This window comes from Sphingobacterium micropteri (assembly GCF_014692515.1).
Taxonomy (GTDB): Bacteria; Bacteroidota; Bacteroidia; order Sphingobacteriales; family Sphingobacteriaceae; genus Sphingobacterium; species Sphingobacterium micropteri.
In genome coordinates, this window is the sequence record NZ_JACOIK010000008.1 from 274,097 (window position 1) to 291,463 (window position 17,367).

18 protein-coding genes are annotated in these 17,367 nt (G+C 41.4%); 10 read left to right on the plus strand and 8 right to left on the minus strand.

The window, feature by feature from the left end:
* The 4 genes from H8B06_RS13000 to H8B06_RS13015 all read right to left on the minus strand — a co-directional run bounded on the left by H8B06_RS13000 (nt 1) and on the right by H8B06_RS13015 (nt 3,409).
* On the minus strand, nt 1-624 hold the full coding sequence (locus tag H8B06_RS13000) for a fibronectin type III domain-containing protein (protein ID WP_190994695.1): 624 nt from the start codon (nt 622-624) through the stop codon (nt 1-3).
* 527 nt (nt 625-1,151) lie between these two features.
* Nucleotides 1,152-1,643, minus strand: coding sequence for a copper resistance protein NlpE (locus H8B06_RS13005; protein WP_190994696.1), 492 nt, complete (start codon nt 1,641-1,643; stop codon nt 1,152-1,154).
* Nucleotides 1,644-2,046: 403 nt separating this feature from the next.
* Complete coding sequence (locus H8B06_RS13010) at nt 2,047-2,349, minus strand: hypothetical protein (RefSeq protein ID WP_190994697.1); 303 nt, start codon at nt 2,347-2,349, stop codon at nt 2,047-2,049.
* Nucleotides 2,350-2,455: 106 nt separating this feature from the next.
* Nucleotides 2,456-3,409: a hypothetical protein gene (locus tag H8B06_RS13015; protein WP_190994698.1), complete on the minus strand. Its 954-nt coding sequence runs from the start codon at nt 3,407-3,409 to the stop codon at nt 2,456-2,458.
* 223 nt (nt 3,410-3,632) lie between these two features.
* Between H8B06_RS13015 and H8B06_RS13020 the strand changes: the two genes are divergently transcribed.
* The 4 genes from H8B06_RS13020 (at nt 3,633) to H8B06_RS13035 (ending at nt 6,326) form a co-directional block, all read left to right on the plus strand.
* A complete protein-coding gene (locus H8B06_RS13020; RefSeq protein WP_190994699.1) occupies nt 3,633-4,025 on the plus strand; it encodes a hypothetical protein in 393 nt (130 codons plus the stop codon).
* 105 nt (nt 4,026-4,130) lie between these two features.
* Nucleotides 4,131-5,126 (plus strand): AraC family transcriptional regulator, encoded by a 996-nt coding sequence (locus H8B06_RS13025; RefSeq protein WP_190994700.1) that lies wholly within the window; start codon nt 4,131-4,133, stop codon nt 5,124-5,126.
* Nucleotides 5,127-5,258: 132 nt separating this feature from the next.
* On the plus strand, nt 5,259-5,828 hold the full coding sequence (locus H8B06_RS13030; protein WP_190994701.1) for a MauE/DoxX family redox-associated membrane protein: 570 nt from the start codon (nt 5,259-5,261) through the stop codon (nt 5,826-5,828).
* 147 nt (nt 5,829-5,975) lie between these two features.
* Entirely contained in the window at nt 5,976-6,326 is a 351-nt protein-coding gene (locus tag H8B06_RS13035; RefSeq protein WP_190994702.1) for a hypothetical protein, read from the plus strand.
* A gap of 40 nt (nt 6,327-6,366) precedes the next feature.
* Here the strand turns inward: H8B06_RS13035 and H8B06_RS13040 are convergent, their stop codons facing one another.
* The 4 genes from H8B06_RS13040 to H8B06_RS13055 are packed head-to-tail and all read right to left on the minus strand — an operon-like array spanning nt 6,367 to nt 12,887.
* A complete protein-coding gene (locus H8B06_RS13040; RefSeq protein ID WP_190994703.1) occupies nt 6,367-7,737 on the minus strand; it encodes a RagB/SusD family nutrient uptake outer membrane protein in 1,371 nt (456 codons plus the stop codon).
* An 11-nt stretch (nt 7,738-7,748) separates the two neighbouring features.
* Entirely contained in the window at nt 7,749-10,970 is a 3,222-nt protein-coding gene (locus H8B06_RS13045) for a SusC/RagA family TonB-linked outer membrane protein (RefSeq protein WP_223857661.1), read from the minus strand.
* A gap of 1 nt (nt 10,971) precedes the next feature.
* Nucleotides 10,972-12,492: a TlpA family protein disulfide reductase gene (locus tag H8B06_RS13050; RefSeq protein WP_190994705.1), complete on the minus strand. Its 1,521-nt coding sequence runs from the start codon at nt 12,490-12,492 to the stop codon at nt 10,972-10,974.
* 11 nt (nt 12,493-12,503) lie between these two features.
* Nucleotides 12,504-12,887, minus strand: a complete 384-nt coding sequence (locus H8B06_RS13055) for a hypothetical protein (RefSeq protein ID WP_190994706.1) — start codon at nt 12,885-12,887, stop codon at nt 12,504-12,506.
* 1,069 nt (nt 12,888-13,956) lie between these two features.
* Between H8B06_RS13055 and H8B06_RS13060 the strand changes: the two genes are divergently transcribed.
* The 6 genes from H8B06_RS13060 (at nt 13,957) to H8B06_RS13085 (ending at nt 17,282) form a co-directional block, all read left to right on the plus strand.
* The gene (locus H8B06_RS13060; protein WP_190994707.1) at nt 13,957-14,202 is read left to right on the plus strand and encodes a helix-turn-helix domain-containing protein; all 246 of its coding nucleotides are present in this window, start codon (nt 13,957-13,959) and stop codon (nt 14,200-14,202) included.
* A gap of 89 nt (nt 14,203-14,291) precedes the next feature.
* Complete coding sequence (locus tag H8B06_RS13065; RefSeq protein ID WP_190994708.1) at nt 14,292-14,555, plus strand: hypothetical protein; 264 nt, start codon at nt 14,292-14,294, stop codon at nt 14,553-14,555.
* A 46-nt stretch (nt 14,556-14,601) separates the two neighbouring features.
* Nucleotides 14,602-14,847 carry a PLDc N-terminal domain-containing protein gene (locus H8B06_RS13070; RefSeq protein ID WP_190994709.1) on the plus strand — a complete coding sequence of 82 codons (246 nt, stop codon included), beginning with the start codon at nt 14,602-14,604 and terminating at the stop codon, nt 14,845-14,847.
* Between the two features lie 18 nt (nt 14,848-14,865).
* Nucleotides 14,866-15,252: a (deoxy)nucleoside triphosphate pyrophosphohydrolase gene (locus H8B06_RS13075; RefSeq protein WP_190994710.1), complete on the plus strand. Its 387-nt coding sequence runs from the start codon at nt 14,866-14,868 to the stop codon at nt 15,250-15,252.
* A gap of 55 nt (nt 15,253-15,307) precedes the next feature.
* Complete coding sequence (locus H8B06_RS20690; protein WP_223857662.1) at nt 15,308-16,516, plus strand: HNH endonuclease; 1,209 nt, start codon at nt 15,308-15,310, stop codon at nt 16,514-16,516.
* Nucleotides 16,517-16,544: 28 nt separating this feature from the next.
* On the plus strand, nt 16,545-17,282 hold the full coding sequence (locus H8B06_RS13085) for a hypothetical protein (protein WP_190994711.1): 738 nt from the start codon (nt 16,545-16,547) through the stop codon (nt 17,280-17,282).
* Nucleotides 17,283-17,367: the final 85 nt, after the last annotated feature.

A 17,367-nucleotide genomic window follows, 5' to 3' on the forward strand; every position in this document is an offset into this window, starting at 1 on the left:
TTATCTCACCAAAATATTTGCATTGTCACTCCAATCCCCTGTGCCCTGCGTATTCAAAGCACGCACCCGCACTTCGTATCGTTCAGCTACCATCAGCGGTGCGATGATATTGGCTCGGGAAGAACTTGTTACGAGACGTTCACTCCAGTCACTCTCTCCCTGCAACCGGTATTGATACTCATACATCAATACGTTCCGCTGTTTCTCAAAATCTAACCTCACCTGTCCGGATTGCCTCCCATCGCTCAGCTTTAGGCTTTCTACTTTCAACGGTACCTGTACGCTTCCGTTAGCACCATTCGTAGGGAACCCCGAGCTCAACAGCGTAGATAAGTGTCCATCTGCCGTTCCGTTTACATAATATGCCAATTGGCGCAGTGCAGCCTCCAGTGGCAGGCGGCTTTCATTTTTGAGGGCCGTTTCCTCTGGTGAACCGCGACGCCTTGCGGCTGACAGCTTCGCCGAGAAATCGTCCAGCAGTTCCTGTACCGATTCCAATGTCGGTGTCGGTTGTTCGAAATGTACATTGTCTGTCATGGCACCGATGATCGTTGCAGCGGTTACCATGAGCTCATCGTCTTTCATTCGTGTAAAGCCGATAAGCGCTTTAAATTTTATAGCCATTTTTTTGCTTTTTATGTTCTCCTCGCGAGATCGAACAGTACAAACGTAAAAAGCAACCCTGCCTCAAATGAACTTTTGATAGGATTTGATAGAAATTGATAAGATTTGATAAAAATTAACCGGAAAAAGCGCGATTATGTACATGTACATAGCGCCTACCTCCATGTAGTTAGCCGCTTTGTCACTATAGATAGCGAACAAGTCAAGGCACATAATCGACAAGTACAGGGACAAACGTCATAAGTCAGGCAACAACACGACCAAGTCCCCGGAGTTAATCAACACGTCAGTTTACATAGGCGACAAGTCCTGTGCATGCATCGCAAACGCAAGGATCATAACGTCCAAGTCAGGGAAGAAAACCATTTCCGCACCGGACAATGTCGATGCCGCAGGCAACATCATCGCTCAGTCATGGGACAACATCAATAAGTCACGTGCAGACATCAACATGTACAAGTACATAGCCACGCTGATTATGCAAAAAAAGCATGACAAGCATGCTCCATAAGTTTTTAATTTTGATCTTATTGTTTTTTCGTATAGACGTACTGCGGTGCGTTACGTCCCTGCACCACCTTGCCATCGGCGTCCAACTCGAATAGCCTATCTTCGCCGATTCTAAGCTTCAAGTCGGTATCTTTACCTTTAAGGTGGATGGCGGATGCATTTTGGATCAATTCGTAAAGTCCGTTATCTTCTAGCGTTTTATTTTTACCCAGATAGGTACTGCTTATTCTATACGTACGATCATTATTGATCACGATGGTCGTTTGTATGCCTTCACAATCCTCACAAGGGACCGTTCCTTCGTAAGTTCCCTCGAAATCGCTGGGGTTGACCGACACATCCGTGGTCGCTACATCCGCATCCGCTGGCGTGCCAGCCTGATCTCCGGGCGCCGCGCTACCCTGGGTGGCGTTTTCAGTAGTATTTGTTGCAGTGCCATCGTTCGCTTCACGATTTCCTGAATCGCCGCATGACCACGCGCATACTAAACCTAATAAACATATGTACATCCAGTTGGATCTTCGGATTGTGGGCTTTTTTGAAATCATAATCATCTATTTATTTAAAAATATACTTTACATCTGCTGTCACTGCTCTGTTCCATTACGTACAAGAGCCTTTAAAAACAAGACAAGACAGGGTCGCGATTGGTTCTCCTATTTTTCACTTCGGGTAATAACCCCCGAGCATTAAAGTAGAAAACAAATCGTTACCGTATAAATACAGCATACGCATTGCGCTGTCTTTATCGTGTAAGCTTACCCAGCTCCATATTAGCGTTTGATAGGATTTGAATAACATGTCGATGCCGCACCGCATACCATCGATCAGTCATCTGACAACAACGACAGGACACGCGTACTGGCACCAACATGTATAAATAAATCGCCGCACTGATCAAGCGAAAAAACCTTATATCTTTCCGCTTCTCCTACTTTTCTTCAATGCTTCGATTAAATCTTCTTCAAAATACAGATCGCCACCGCTCAAACGCATGGGATCGAGTATTTCTTTTTTCAGATTACGGTTGTAGGTCGGTTCGGTCATATTCGTCTTCTCCAGTACCTGTTCTTTTGTCCAGATGTGGCGTTCCTTCAAAGGCAGGCGCTGTTGCCGCTTGATATCGACGAGTTCGCGAAACAAGTTGACAAGTTCGCTCAATGAGTTTTTAATGCTTGTTAATAATTCGATTACATGATTCAGTCCGCTTTGCATAATTGGAATACATTAAAAAAGCAACAGCCGAACAGCTTCCGCATGGTCAATGCATGACCAGCCCACTCCTGTTGAATAGGTTTACAAAATATGGGATATTTAAACGTTAACGCAACGGAATGAAGCTATCCCAACCTTCGTACGTCATTCCGTCATTATCAGCCAAAAAATCCTCTACCACGCCTTTCTTCGCGGGCCCAATCTTACACATCTTGTCCAATTCTTCCGCTGGTATCTTTTGCACCATGCGGCTGTATATTGTCCTGGTCAATTCGACATGCGATCTTGGTTTCTCTATGGGATAAGCCACCAGCAGCATATTGATGCAGTAGTACTTCGATATCTTGATCATCCAGCGGTCAAGCCCCCGCGCTTTCAGTTCTTTCAGAATGTCGTCTGCCCGCAGCTTATCGCCGTCGTTCAAGTACACATAATATTCTTTAGAATGTGTTTTTATCGCCACTATATCGAAAAAGCGAACCCAAAGACCTTTCGTGTGGTCAAATACGGGACCTAAACCCTTACGCTTCATTAAATGCTGAAACAGGGTATACAATCCCGCCCGTTCATCTATATCGGGAGGCAGCACCTCTTTGATCTCTACCACCTTCTGCGGAAAGCTGTTTTTCAACGCATATTCGGGACGAAAAAGCAGCAAACCGGTATAACCGCCAACCAATAGCACAAAAACAGGTAGGTAATCGCGCATATAGGCAAATACGACTGCCTGCGTATTCGGTACAATGGAAGCCGCGCACCAGATAAACGTCATATGCACGATCACTACCGGAACAATTGCCCATAGGATATATCCCAGTTGATGTCTGTACGATAATGAAATGGCTTCCGTTTCCAGCCCCATGTTATGCCGCTTACGCAATACTCTGCCGTACTGCCTGCCTATCCAGATCGCATACGCCCAAAAACCAGCAATGGTGATGAGCAACAACGGAATTAAGTTGGGGCTTTCTAAACGTGCAACAATATCAGCGTCCCATACCTTCAGGTTGAACAGCAGAGCAATAACGAATGCATAGCGCAAAAAAACAGGCTTCTTCAAAATTTCTAAGTTGGTTTACGGGTTATAATTCGAACCTAAGATAATAAATTTCCTTAAACAACGATGCCCCATGGGGAAATTTTTGTCAAAAAGACGATTATTTATCGGCCTGCTATTTAAGATTAATCTTTAAAAAAGCCCATTTCAGTCCTATTTGCTCCGATAATTCTTGGGATCAGTACTGAAAACCACTTACTTGCCTGCTTCATCAAAACAATACGTTATGAAATACAGCTTTGACAATACCGGCGTTGCTCAGAAGCAAGCGTCGGTCGTAGGACTTCCAGATGCCGAATTAGGGGCGGAAGTAACCTTTATCCGTACCGATTTTAAAGGGTGGATGCGCGACTCGTTCGACCTGCTCCCTCACCAGGATCAGCAACTGGACATCATGCCTGCCGATTTTACGTTCCGGTTGGCAAACGCCATTGCCGATCACTACGAAAAGCGCATGATGGTGCAGTTTAACAAAGAGACGCGCGCAAAAGAAGACAGTGACGATATTAAAGAACTCATTTTATTTGGCTTGGATGAAGTCACCTTTACGCTTGGTTCAACACCGAGCGTGCTCGTTCCGGAACTGGCCATCTTTATCCGTTACAAACAAACCCTTTAATATCATTAGTATCAGCCATTCCCTCGGGAGCCAGCCGAACAGTGCTCCTGGGGGATACTTAAAATCCTTTACCTTTCATCCTTAATAAACTAATAAACTAACCTTATGAAAAAAAGCATGCATCTGGGCTTGCATGAATACTTTAACGAAGTAGACTCACCAGCCTATTTAACCAACATTGAGCGTAGCATAGCTATGCGCCACGCCGAAGAAACCTACTGGAAACACCAAAGTGAAGAAGTTATATTACAAGATTTTGACGGCCTCCAAGGATACCTTTACTTTATCGATATCGTACTGGATGACGAACGGCACATTCCCTTCGAAATAGACCATCCTGATCTCCATATCCTGTATGTTCTGTCGGATAATGACACGGTAAGTATCGTCGATCAGCAGACTGATGCCGTCTGCCAAGTCCCCAGCGAACGGGCGATATATCTATACTTACCATCAGATGACTACCAATTTAACCTACCAAAAGGCTTCACCAAGATATTCGGCTTTTATTTCCGTGCTTCCATTTTTCGCAGAGGAAATGAAAGAGCCTATGATTTTCTCCATCCATTGCTTGATGCACACCGACAGCAGTCTAACCTGCCGCTAGCCAGCAGAGACTTTATGGTGGGGCCCAAAACACGGTATCACATCGAGTGGCTGTGTGAAAATCTGCACCCGACGCAACTCAACAACGATCATTTCATTTCGGGAAAAATCCTGGAGCTTATCGAACTCTCGCGTATCAAGATCTTGAGCGAAGACAGCAAAATCAGCCACGAACTTCGTATCGCCCAAGAAGCCCGTGAACTTCTAATCCTGTATATAGCACACGACGGACAAAGCACCCAGCTGAAAAAACTGGAAGAAGCCTTGGAACCGACACTCTCCACAATAAACCGCTTCCACAAGACGTATTTTGGTAAAACGTTACAACAGCTTCGGGATGATTTACTGCTCGATAGAGCGTGTGATCTGCTACGTTCTGGATTGTCACCCACGGAATGCGCTTACGAGCTTAACTACAACTCACCGGAGTCCTTCTATCATTTCTTTAAGAAAAACAAGGGGTTAAGCCCTCTGTCCTATCTTAAAACTTTATAGAATTTCTTCCGGATTATTCTTATCATTCCCTATCAGTTCGGGATATCATTTACTATCAGTAGATGCGTCTTTTCGTACTATACTTTTGTATCAGGCACTGGTTCATAAACGCCAGCGCTTGATATAAAAGAAATGAAAACACGGATAAGACATATCACTTCACATACCCTACACATCTTCCTGATGCTGTTCTGGTTGTATGTCGCAATCGATAAACTTTGGGACTTACCAAACTTCCATCGTGCACTTCTCAAACAACCGTTTCCAGCTGCATGGGCAAGCGTGTTGTACTGGGCATTGCCCATGGCAGAATTGGGATTGGCTTTATTATTCGTGTTAACCAGAAAAGGATATACCTACCTCCTGTCCGCCTTTCTTATGTTGTCTTTTACCATCTATATCAGCCTCGGCGTAGCCGGTTTCTATGCCAAGCGTCCCTGCGGCTGTGCTTCGGTATTCAGCGGACTATCATGGGGTTGGCACCTGCTTGTAAACGCCGTGTTGTTGGGTCTATCTATATTAGGTTGGCATTTGTGTAGGCAAACTACTCCCAGCAACAGCAACCGAATACGTCGCAAAAAGTTCGCGATGTTATTTTTTGCTTTTAAGAAGATACTTACTGTCCCGATCTATGAGGGTGGTTTTTTCATACGGATAAGGTTTCCGAGGAGATTTGCACTCTTCCCGGGTAGGCCGGTGTAGCTAAACCTAAATTATACGTTTGTGGTGTAAGCGTAAAAAATACCGCCGGGGAATCAGGGATCATTCCGCCCCGTAAAAGATGGAGAGCGATCAGCAGTTATTTAAACAAATAATATGGAACATAAAAGAAAGTTATATGCCGCCATAGTGGCAGCAGTAACAATCTTAGGATTCTCGGCTTTTAAAATAACCGAGAGCAAAGAAGGTAAATTATTGGCTCCCGTCACGATCTATTTTCATGGTGAAGCTGATGATCCAACTCAGGTCGCAGAAGAATCAAATTGGACCGATGAGCCTAACGAAGAGAATTGCAATGATATCGATGAACTTGCATGTTCTATGGAAGTTGACGAATCCGATCTTACTCCGAGTGGAGAGTTAGATCCTTCCAAAATTCAATTAGGCGCTACCAATCCTGGATCTGGGTCGGGTTTCGTTCCTACCAGAACAGGTGGAAACAGTCAAACCCCATTCAATCCTACCAATAGGAGTGAATAATAAGTAATAAAATAGCAGCTCGCATTGAGCTGCTATTTTTCTATATGGGATTCTGCGGCATTCCAGTCTGCCGAATAATGTCTTCCGGCAACGGCAATGCATAGCGGTTATCGCCCGGTTCTAATATATATTCCTTTTCGCCTACCCTTCGTTTTAATACGATATTATGTCCTTCTTTATTCAGCCGTTTAATATCTATCCACCGTAAACCACGAAATACCAATTCTTTTCTCCTTTCCGTTAATATCAAATCTAAAAGACTTCTGCCATTTATATTTTCGTAAGGCACAAAGCTTCCCGTAACATATCGCTTAGCGAGAAGATCGTTCAAATCCGACAATGCTTCATCTGGACGGCCTAGTCTTGCCAGACATTCCGCTCGTATCAAAAAAAGTTCATTGACCGCGAGCCCACCGAATAAATTTCGGTCGCCCGTATAACTTCCCCCAAATGAAGAGTATCCATCACTATTCTCGATAAAATATGCCTTACCCCGTAAATCGTTCTCATCATATGACGCACATAGTACCGTATCAATCAGAGAAAAAGTAAAGTTGACCTGCGGGTTAGATGGAATTAGTTCAAAATAAGACAAGGTCTCCCTGTTAAAGCGCTGAAATGGAAAGTCTAAATTTAACGACACATTTTCCGGATCATTGAAATCCAGAAGATAATTATTCAATTGCAACGCTTTATCCGCGTACACATAGGCAGAATCAAATTCATTCATGGACAAATACACCCTAGCCAAACTGGCTAAACTAGCTATCTTTGATGGTCGCATAACGTGCGTTGCTTCCTCTGGCAATAACCTAGCGGCCTCCTTAAAACCATTTAGAATTTCTGCATAACACTCGGCAACACTCGCCCGTTCCGATGGAATGTTTGGATTGGAAGTTTTTCGGAGTGCAATGCCCAGATCTTCCGAAGAACTGGCTATATCGTAAGCATGGGCAAAAGTCCACACCAGACTTAAAAATTGTGTGGAACGGTAAAACAACGCACTTCCCTTCACCCGATCCCAGTCCGCTGCATTTTCAGCTGTCCGTTCAATCTCAGCCAATTTATCGAGCACCAAATTGGCCGTATATACCGGCGTATATGCCTTTGACCAATCATTGCTATAGAAGTAAGCATATTTTTCCCAATAATATGCCGGTCGATGTACATCGGAAAGCCTATTAACCGAACTTTCGGTCAAAAAATAATCATCTGCAGATACCTCCCCGTAGGAACATAGGTGCATATTAACAAAACTCGAAGCATCAAGTAGTTTTTGAAAGCTTTCCAAACTATTTGGTACTTCCAGTCCACTGTTCGATTGGACGTCTAGAAATTTATTGCATCCGCAAAGAGTGAGTAGTATACCCAATGCAATACTTACGCTATATATATTCAATCTCTTTCTCATAGTTATACCATTTAAAAATCAAACTGAAACCCCAGAGAATAGGTACGTGGAGGCGTTATCTGATAAGGAAATTCCGGATCTATACCTTCGCTGTTAAGCGTCCAAAGCAACCCTAAATTATTTACGTTTGTGTATAATCGGAAATCATACGTACGTCCCGATAATTTCAATTGCGGATTCCACTGAAGCGACACAAATTCCAATCGTAGATGATCTGCTCGTAACACGTTTATTTCGGAATTCGCATAAAACGCATCTCTACCTGTATCCAACGGATACTGTACGGAAGGCACATTCGTATATTGCTCATCCCCGCTCTTTATCCAACGTTGCTCAAAATCTGGGTAAGCTGTCCCACGATTATAAAGCGTATTGTACCACGTAACAGGACGGTTGAAAAAATACCCCCCTCTATAACTGATATTGATTGCGATGCTTACATTCTGGTAGGCAAATGTGTTCATTATCGAGCCAAACACTTCCGGTTTAGCCGAACCAAAATACCTGATACTTCCGCCAGTCTCTGGATCCTGATAGGACTGCGTTCTGATTTTATTATATTCTTTACTCGGTTCTCCGTTTAATATCCCTTGTGGGTTTCCCTCTTCATCCAATCCCATCCATCGGTAACCTGCCAGTGCATATAACGGCTTACCAACTATTGGGGAAATCATATTTCCATTACCAAGAAAGGAAGCTAGTCCCATGTTGAGCGAGTTGTAGTAGTCCACCGTTTTACTCTTGTTCATATTAAGTACGAGTCTTGTATCCCATTTCAACTTTTCATTCAGGTTACGCGTATTGACGACAAGGTCCCACCCTTTCGTTTGCATGCGGGCAACATTTTTTGTAATCGTACCCTCTAAACCCCAAACCGTGTAATCATATTCCGAAAGGCCATACAGATCTTTACCATTTTTAATAAAATAGTCCATCGTGCCGTGAATACGATTATTCAAAAATGAAAAATCCAGCCCTACATTGCTTGTACCCACCTTTTCCCACCTTAGATTCGGATCGTTCAACGTGCCGATAACCTGCCCGGGATAATTGGTGTATATGCTACCACCTATATTCGCAACGGGCTCTGGTGTTTTCCGTAGATCTACGTTTCCACTGTATCCATATGTAAGTCGAAGCTTTAAATGATCTAGCCAATCTATTTTCATAAACTCTTCCCGGGTTACATCCCAGAACGCTCCCACTGACCATAAAGGCGACCACCGGTCGTTGGTTGCCGCTCCGAAGATATTGGCGCCATCCTGGCGGAAGCTGACGGATGCACCGTACCGCTGTTTCCATACATAATTCCAATTTGTATACGCCGAAACGAAACGATTTGTCAGTCGGGAGAATCCTGGCGTCCCTGCAATTGTCCTACTTGAGTTTGAAGGAGCCAATCGGTAGCTTGTCACATAGTCTACCGGAATAGCGATCAGTGGACTTTCATTATACCCATAAGCTGTTACGTTTTCGCCACTAATCTTATTTTCACGTGCTTCAACACCTAACATTCCGACTATCTTATGGTCTGCAAAAACTTTATTAAAATTTAGCTGACCGCGAAGCGTATACGATGCCCCGTTAGTGACTGCCGAATTTCGTATTCCTCCTAATGGTACAGGATAAGTGGTCGCACCCGTATTCGGATCAACTTGCATAAACTGATTGATGTACGTTCTCGCAAAGTAGCTTTCCTGTTCATCCAGGATAATCCGTTCACTTCGTTGGTTCTGGTATTGAACAGCAACATTTGCGTCCAGAAATGGGGCGATACGATATTGCGTACGAAAGGAGGCAAACCATTCATTGCGTTGCCGATTTGTACGGGAGTAACGGTAATCGACTAATGGATAATAATCCCAATCTAAGTATCCTTCGCTGAACATTTCCTGCATATACGATCGGCGGTATTCCTTTTCAAAAGGCTGAGGTAATCCATCTTCATCGAAGAACGACATGTATGGAACGGTTTTGTTACCATAAGTAAAATTGGAGAGTGCCGGCTTACCACTTTCTTCATGCTGATTCGTATACAATATCAATACATCCATCTGTAACTTATCCGTAGGCTTAAAACTGTTGGATAGCTGCACGTTTAACTTACGGTTACCTGCGTCATTTTCATTCCTATCCCCTGTATAACCCAGACCGAATCCGTACGCGTGTTTTCCGCTTCCACCGTTTATAGAAAGCGCATGTTGATTGGTAAACGGCGTGCGGATAAAATTGTCTATATACTGCCCTCTACCAGCCGATAGCATGAGACGTTCGATCATATCAGCAGAATCTGCAACCGAAATCATCCCCGATCTTCTGTTATGGAATATTTCGATTGCCGGCGTAACAGCCATATATGGCGTCCGTGATAACTGACGATCATAAAAACCTGTATTAAATAACATTTCTTCTATCCCGATAAAATCTCTGTTATTTAATTGGTATAGTTTCTCCAGATCGGGACGCTCTTTCCATATCAACGTGTTATTCACGGATACTTTGGTGGTACTCTCGGCTCCAAGCGTGCCTTTTTTAGACGTCATCACAATCACACCATTTCCAGCCCTCGCTCCCCATATTGCACTAGCAGCCGCATCCTTTAATATGGATACACTTTCTATACTATTCGGGTCTATATTATTGATATCGCCTTCATATATAAATCCATCCAGTACAATTAACGGATCTCGTGCTCCGTTGATCGTACTCAACCCGCGAACAGATATATTGAGTTTCTGTAAGTCGGCATTCTCTATAGGCTGGTTGTCAAAACGAACCGAGGACGCCATGTTATTAAGACGATCCAGTATATTGGTACCTGTCTGGATATTCAGCATTTCTTTATCCAATACTTCTGCTGCTCCCGTGGATTCTCCTGATCGCAGTTGCTGATAACCTGTTTCAACAACCACTTCTTCCAGTGTATTTTTATCAGCAAGCAAAAAAACGGTACTGTTATTCTCAAAGAAAGAAGCAACGACAACTATATTCTGAAAACCAATGGACGATATGCCCAGTGAATCTTTCAAACTATTTACCCGAATACGGAACTTCCCATTTTTTTCGGTCGATACACCTATATCCGCCTCTTTTGCAAAAACAGTTGCGTTTTGAATAGGGCTTCTATCTTCTTTCGACAACACCGTCCCCTCTATCCACTGCACGGAATTCTCCTGTGCCTGGCACAGTCCTCCTGATAAAATCATGACGATTACAAAACAAACAACTCTCATCTCAATTGATTTCGTTAAGTGATTGCTTTATAAAAACTGGATATTCCTTGTGGACTTGTTCTTTTACCAATTTTATACCATGTTCTTCCAGAAATGCCAAACGGTTGGTCAGCGGTAGTTTGTGAAAATCGGCAGGTATCGTCAAGTCAACATATAATTTACGCAATTTCGCATGATCAGTTTCGATAATAACCGGACAATCCAACCAATAATACAGTGCCGAAACTATTACAGATATAGGCTTATTTACGTACGTCAATGGAACATTTGGCGATTGGATATCGATTGTTCCCATCCGGCCTTCTGTCTTGATCGCATCGATCTTGTCCGTCAATTCTAACTTATAGACATCTATTGTTCCCGATCTGCGTTCTACTGTAAATCCAAATGTGTTGGTTAATTCTTTCCTTAACGCATTCGTTACCGTATGTTGACCAACAGAGTCCTGATTATAAAACAGATAACTGTACATATAACCACCTCTAGCAAAGAAAAGACCTCTATCACGTAGCTCTTCCCGAAGGTTCGACTCGAATACGTAATCATTCCACGCAAACCCGTCTAGTTCCTCTCCGTAGGCAAAGAACAGCATCATAGAAAGGCTTTGATTTATAAATTGATAAAAGGAAGCACCATTTTTATGGATAAGATTCGGATATACAGCAAGGTATTTGGGTATATAGGGTCCCAAGGCTGATATCGACAGCAAATCCGCAGTATCAATTATAGGCGGGGTTTCGGTACGACGCCCTTTATTTTCTATTACACCGGTATGGGTAATGTCGGTTGTTCTGGTATTTATTAACTTGTCAAGCTCTTTATCCGAAACCAAGCCACTCATTGTATTGGCCAGATAAATCCCATCTTGGTTTATCCATGAAATATTTGGAATGGTATTATGCGGTAGAAGTGCTGTAAAGATTGTATCGTCCAGTATGGTCGGAAGTTCCGGGACATAATTATTAACCTTCTTGTAAACCTTGAACCGGTTCGCTATCCTTTCGGGTGTATCTTTATTTCGTTTGCTATTCACCAATAAAACGACCAGATCATCTTTATACTGGCGCTGATATTTTTCCATCTTCGGAATTCCTTGTATACATGATACACATCCTGTAGACCAGAAATCCAATAAGATCGCCTTTCCTCGGAAGTCATTAAACTTCACCTCTTCCGTACTCCCATCGAAGTAATGCAGTGTAAACGTGCTGTTCCATATTTCTTCGGGAATAGGCTGCCCGGGAACCAATGGCTTGATTTCGGTTTGCCCTTCGGCAGCCTCCCGATTATTGGGAGACTGCGCCTGGGCGTTGGGTAAATCAAACAACATGAAACAAAGGAGTCCATAAAGAAGGACTCCTTTGTTCTTCGTTGCCTTCAAAAAAAGATTCTTCAACGAAACACAAATCAATGCCACTATATAGGGCATTGATTTGTTCTCCGTTGCCTTAAAAAACAAATTCTTCAACGAAGCACAAATCAAGGACATTGTGTAAGGCCTTGCTATTTTCTTTTTATTCATGTTGTCCATAACTAAGGTTTATGTTTATGCTCAAAATCGCGCAAACCTAGAATCGAATAAAAAATATCCGCGTAGAGCTTGTCTTCTTCACTTTTTTCTGGCACTTCTGTAGTAGGAATTGCTATATCTTCAAGATTGATTTTCTCATGATGAACCACAAAATAAGCCATCAGCAATGCCCTGAGATCCCTCGAAAACTCCTCCATTTCCTCTACGCTCAAGCGATCTTGGAGTTCCGTTTCACCCCTGTAGAATAAGAACATGTTAAGGATGTTAAGGCGACTGTGATCAACGCCATATTTAGTCCAGAAACCCTGTATTTTTACCGTGGGATCATAGTCGTCGTCGGCTATCTCTGCCGCGTCTAGCAATAATGGCAAATACCTAAAGTCCATTGATGACCTCCTTCCTTTTTACTAGGATTAGCCGTGTGTTGTTCCGTAATGGGCGCGTTTTCTTGGTCCTTTCGTTTAGGGCATAGCTCTCCCTTTTGCAAAATTTTCGCATTACTTTTTGGCAATTAAGGAAGGGTGCGTAGCCCAAGATGCGCTACCGCCCGAAGACTACGCTCCGCTTCCTGGTTAATAAATAAGTGATAAACGAATGCGAACGATACTGTTTTCTACGATGGTTAATAATACGTTCTGAACTGTCGCATTCTGGTGAAAAACCGACCTAAATTGAATTATCAACAAACAATAATCCATTTTACGGGAATTAAATTTGGAAGGCAATAGGAAAGTCTTTATTTTTAAAGTGCGAACTAGAAATAACGACTGATCTATTGACCTATCCGAGCATTTGTTTTGATATTCAAGGTCGGTTAGCAGACGCGAAGTCGGAGATGGCTTTCTTATAGAAAGAGTACCCCTCCCGAGCACAGAGAAGCCCTTCTTTCGTTATGATGGAATAACCTTCTCTCCTCGCGGCCTGTTTTTGATAACGTTATTCTGGATGGCGAATTACGTTCTTATAAAGTAGTACATGGGAAAACCAGTGACTGCGATCCTTGATCAGGTCTATGTGGTTCTGCTTGGCGTTTGTAATCGTTCCTTTCATAAATGTTGTAGTTTATTATGTGAACGATGTCGACTCACTGAAACTTAGAAGAAAGGCAAATTGGCTTAAAAAAACCAATAGGACGATCCTGCAGCTCTCTAGTTGAGGAAAACGGTCAGTAAACCTATGTGAAAAACTACTCGAGTCTCTCAGTGTGCCCCTAGAAAGTCTTACGCAAGAATCGCCCTACTGGCTTTATCGACAAAGATAAACAATCCAGCAGTAATGGGCGACCTTACGGTACTCTCGTGGGCAAAATTGACCGTTTTTCCAAACAAGAGGACATCGTTAGTAATGCATAGTAAAATGCTTTACCATATTGTCGCAAATAATACTATACAAATATAAACAAACTTTTTAAATATGGCAATATTGCCATATAAATATTTATAAAAAACTGACTTTATGGTAAATAAATATTTAGAAATATATAAACGAATTGGATTTAATCTGAAACAAGAGCGAAAAAAAGCAAAACTAACGCAAGGGCAATTAGCTGAAAAAACTGCCAAGCTTGACGCATCAAAAATCAGTGACATTGAAAATGGTAAGGAAGATTTCATGTTCTCCACTTTGCTTGAGATAGCTAACGGTCTTGGTATTGACATTGAAAAGTTAACAAAAGGAGAAAGGACAAATAAAACCAAATAGGTTGTATAAGCTATAGCTAAGTAAATGATGAAGAAAGTGAAAGGAACAGTTGACATGGATTGGTTGGAGAACTCTAAAAATAACCAATAATGATGGAAACAATCAGAATAGACAGCGACAATATCAAATATTTCTCCAAGATCGATAAGCTATTTGGAGACGGAAAAGTGAAATTTGATGCCCATGGAAGATTAAGGTATTTACATGGCGCACCCGTCGGTGATATGATTTTTGTAAGGAATGACAAAAACGGCAACCCTATTTATCGCGAAATTGCGGAAGAATGGTTCGATCCTGAAAGTCAAAAAGCACGCGATTTTAAATGGCCGGAAGAGAGCAGTCTGAAACATTAGGTACCTGAAACTTTAATCAAATTATTCTTCAACAAACACAAATAACATGAACTTACTTTTTTTGAACTTAGGCGCTCAAGAGCTGGTAATTATCCTCCCTCTATTAGTACTTTTCTTTTATACCGCGTATCACGCAGTTACAAACAAGAGTTTAACCACTTACCAGCGCTCACTCTGGATACTAATTATCGTATTGGGTAATCTCTTGGGTTGGATTCTGTATTGGGCGATCGGAAAAAAGGGGGATGCCATAGCACCGTGGGAGTATAGGAGGAATAAGAGGATACAGTAATCTTTCAATGGCAATGCAATGAATGCAATCAAAGTCGTGTGCGGCATAATTTACAAAGATAGTCGTGTCCTTATCTGTAGACGAAAAGTCGAAAAATCTCTAGGTGGTTATTGGGAATTCCCAGGAGGCAAAGTCGAAGACTTTGAAACAAACGAAGATTCTTTAAAACGCGAACTACTTGAAGAGCTAGGTTTAGATGTCGCCATTGACTATCATTTTATGGACAATACTCATCAATACGACACAGGAACTATCCAACTTATTTCTTTCAAGTGCTCAACAGGTCAATCTGAAATCAAATTAGTTGATCATGACAGGATAGAATGGGTACCAACGTCTACCTTATTAAACTGGAAGTTGGCTCCTGCTGATATCCCAATTGCTAAAGCCCTCATGAAGACTTAACGCTTTGTAAAAAATTCGACCAGATTGATAATACTACAAACCATCATATTGAGATATGAGATATATACTACCAAAGATAATCGAGGTTTTAGAACAAGCAACATCTCCCCTAACTGCCAAGGAGATAGAAGACAGATTAAAATCAAAAAATATTTTCCGCCCCGTAGATAATGAAAACACCATCACACAGCAACAGATAAGACGAGCTATCAGAGATGATAACAATACTAAAATTGAAACAATAAAATCACCAACTTTAACTTATCGCCTTAAACAATCTAACAGGCAACTATGGGTACTAAAGACAGTGCCTGAAGAAGATAAAGCTTCTCAAACGGATGATTATCAAGACAGCTTAAAAGAATATTACAACTATGACAATTTTGTTGCTAATTCTCAACAGATAAAAGCTGGAGATCAGGCCATTGTTATTGATAAGAAAAGTATTCTTGGATTCGTCAATATTAGCAGCATTGATAGCTTACAAGGAAGCAAGACTATCAGAAGGTGTCCTGAATGTCCCAGCACAACTATAGATAAAAGAAAAACTAAAAAGCCAACATATCGATGTAATAAAGGACATGAATTTGATAAACCTATTGAAGAACTAAAATCTGTAACAAAATATAGGGCAAACTTCGACCATTTTGTTTCTTCCAACCAGTTCAACAATAACTTAACGCAACTGCGGCCTTTTTATACTAATGGCTACAACCAGAATATGTCTATGCAAAGACTGGATCATAGCGCATTAGATCTGTTTGCCAATTTGGACATATCATCAAATAGAGATTCAGGTGACTACATTACTATTCCATTATCTCCTTATCAGAGTTATACCGAAGAAGATAAAGAAGAGTACAAGATTTCTGATGATGACGAGAGAGAAATAGTGGAACGTGGAATAAAGTTAAGGAGAGGACAACAAAAATTCAGGGATGCCCTTTTAAAAAGATATAATAATACCTGCGTAATAACAGGATGCAAAATCGTAGATATCCTGGAAGCAGCACATATCAGACCATACAGAGGGAAAAATGATAATCATCCTTCAAATGGATTATTGTTAAGGGCAGATATACATACTCTATTTGATCTAAACTTGATTGCTATTGATCCAGACACTATGATGGTCCACTTTCATCCAAAGGTGAAAAATGAGTATGCACTGTATGATGGTATTTTACTAATTACCAATGCTGGCTATAAACCAAATGTCGAAGCCCTAGCTTCGCATTACAAAAACTTTAAATCCGGTGCTTAATAAGTGATGAATAACAAAACTTTAGGTTATGCCAATTGATAAGTTACAAAGCCTTTTATTGCTTGAAGCAAAAAGAATCGAAAATAGTACAAATGCAGATCACCTAACGTCTGTCATTCAGATTATAAAAACGATCGATTACCAATATCAGTTTAATTTTGGTTTTGAGTACCTTGATGCTATTCAAAAATTAGGAAAGTACGAATACGGGTGGGGTTATGCCTTTTCTTTGTTTTATAAAAAGTATGTTGGTGAGCTAAAACCGAAAAATATCTTAAAGAAGAATATCATTGATTGGGCAGACTCAGTAGTTTATCTTGCTGGTGGTATTGAACTTTGTAATCAGGCATTGAATTTCCAGAAAGCTGGTTTGATGAGTATTTCATTAGAAAATGACAACTGCTTTAGATTTACCAAATTATTCGAAAATGATCACGAAAAATATGAGCTATTCAGCTTACAATATAACCATTACAAAAAAAACATAAAATTTGAGGAGCGCTTGCAACTGGTGGAAAAAGAAACTCATAAAGTTCGAAACGAATTAATCAAGTATGTAAACGTAAGTAAAAAAAATGGAATTACTTACGACCTACCAACTCGACTATCAGCATTCTACACAGAGTCTGCTTTTCTACTCGTAAATAGTACTGTTACACTTGATGACTTTGATGAAGATGACAAGTTCGGTGACATTACATATAAAGATTTTATCGATTTTGTCTATGATACTCCCTATTTGTTGGACAACTTTTTACTAAACTAAGATATAATTACGATACATTTTTAATTTCCTGATAGAACTTTTCATCGGGTGTTATGCTTCCTAGGGATTTGTGCCTTCTTTCCGT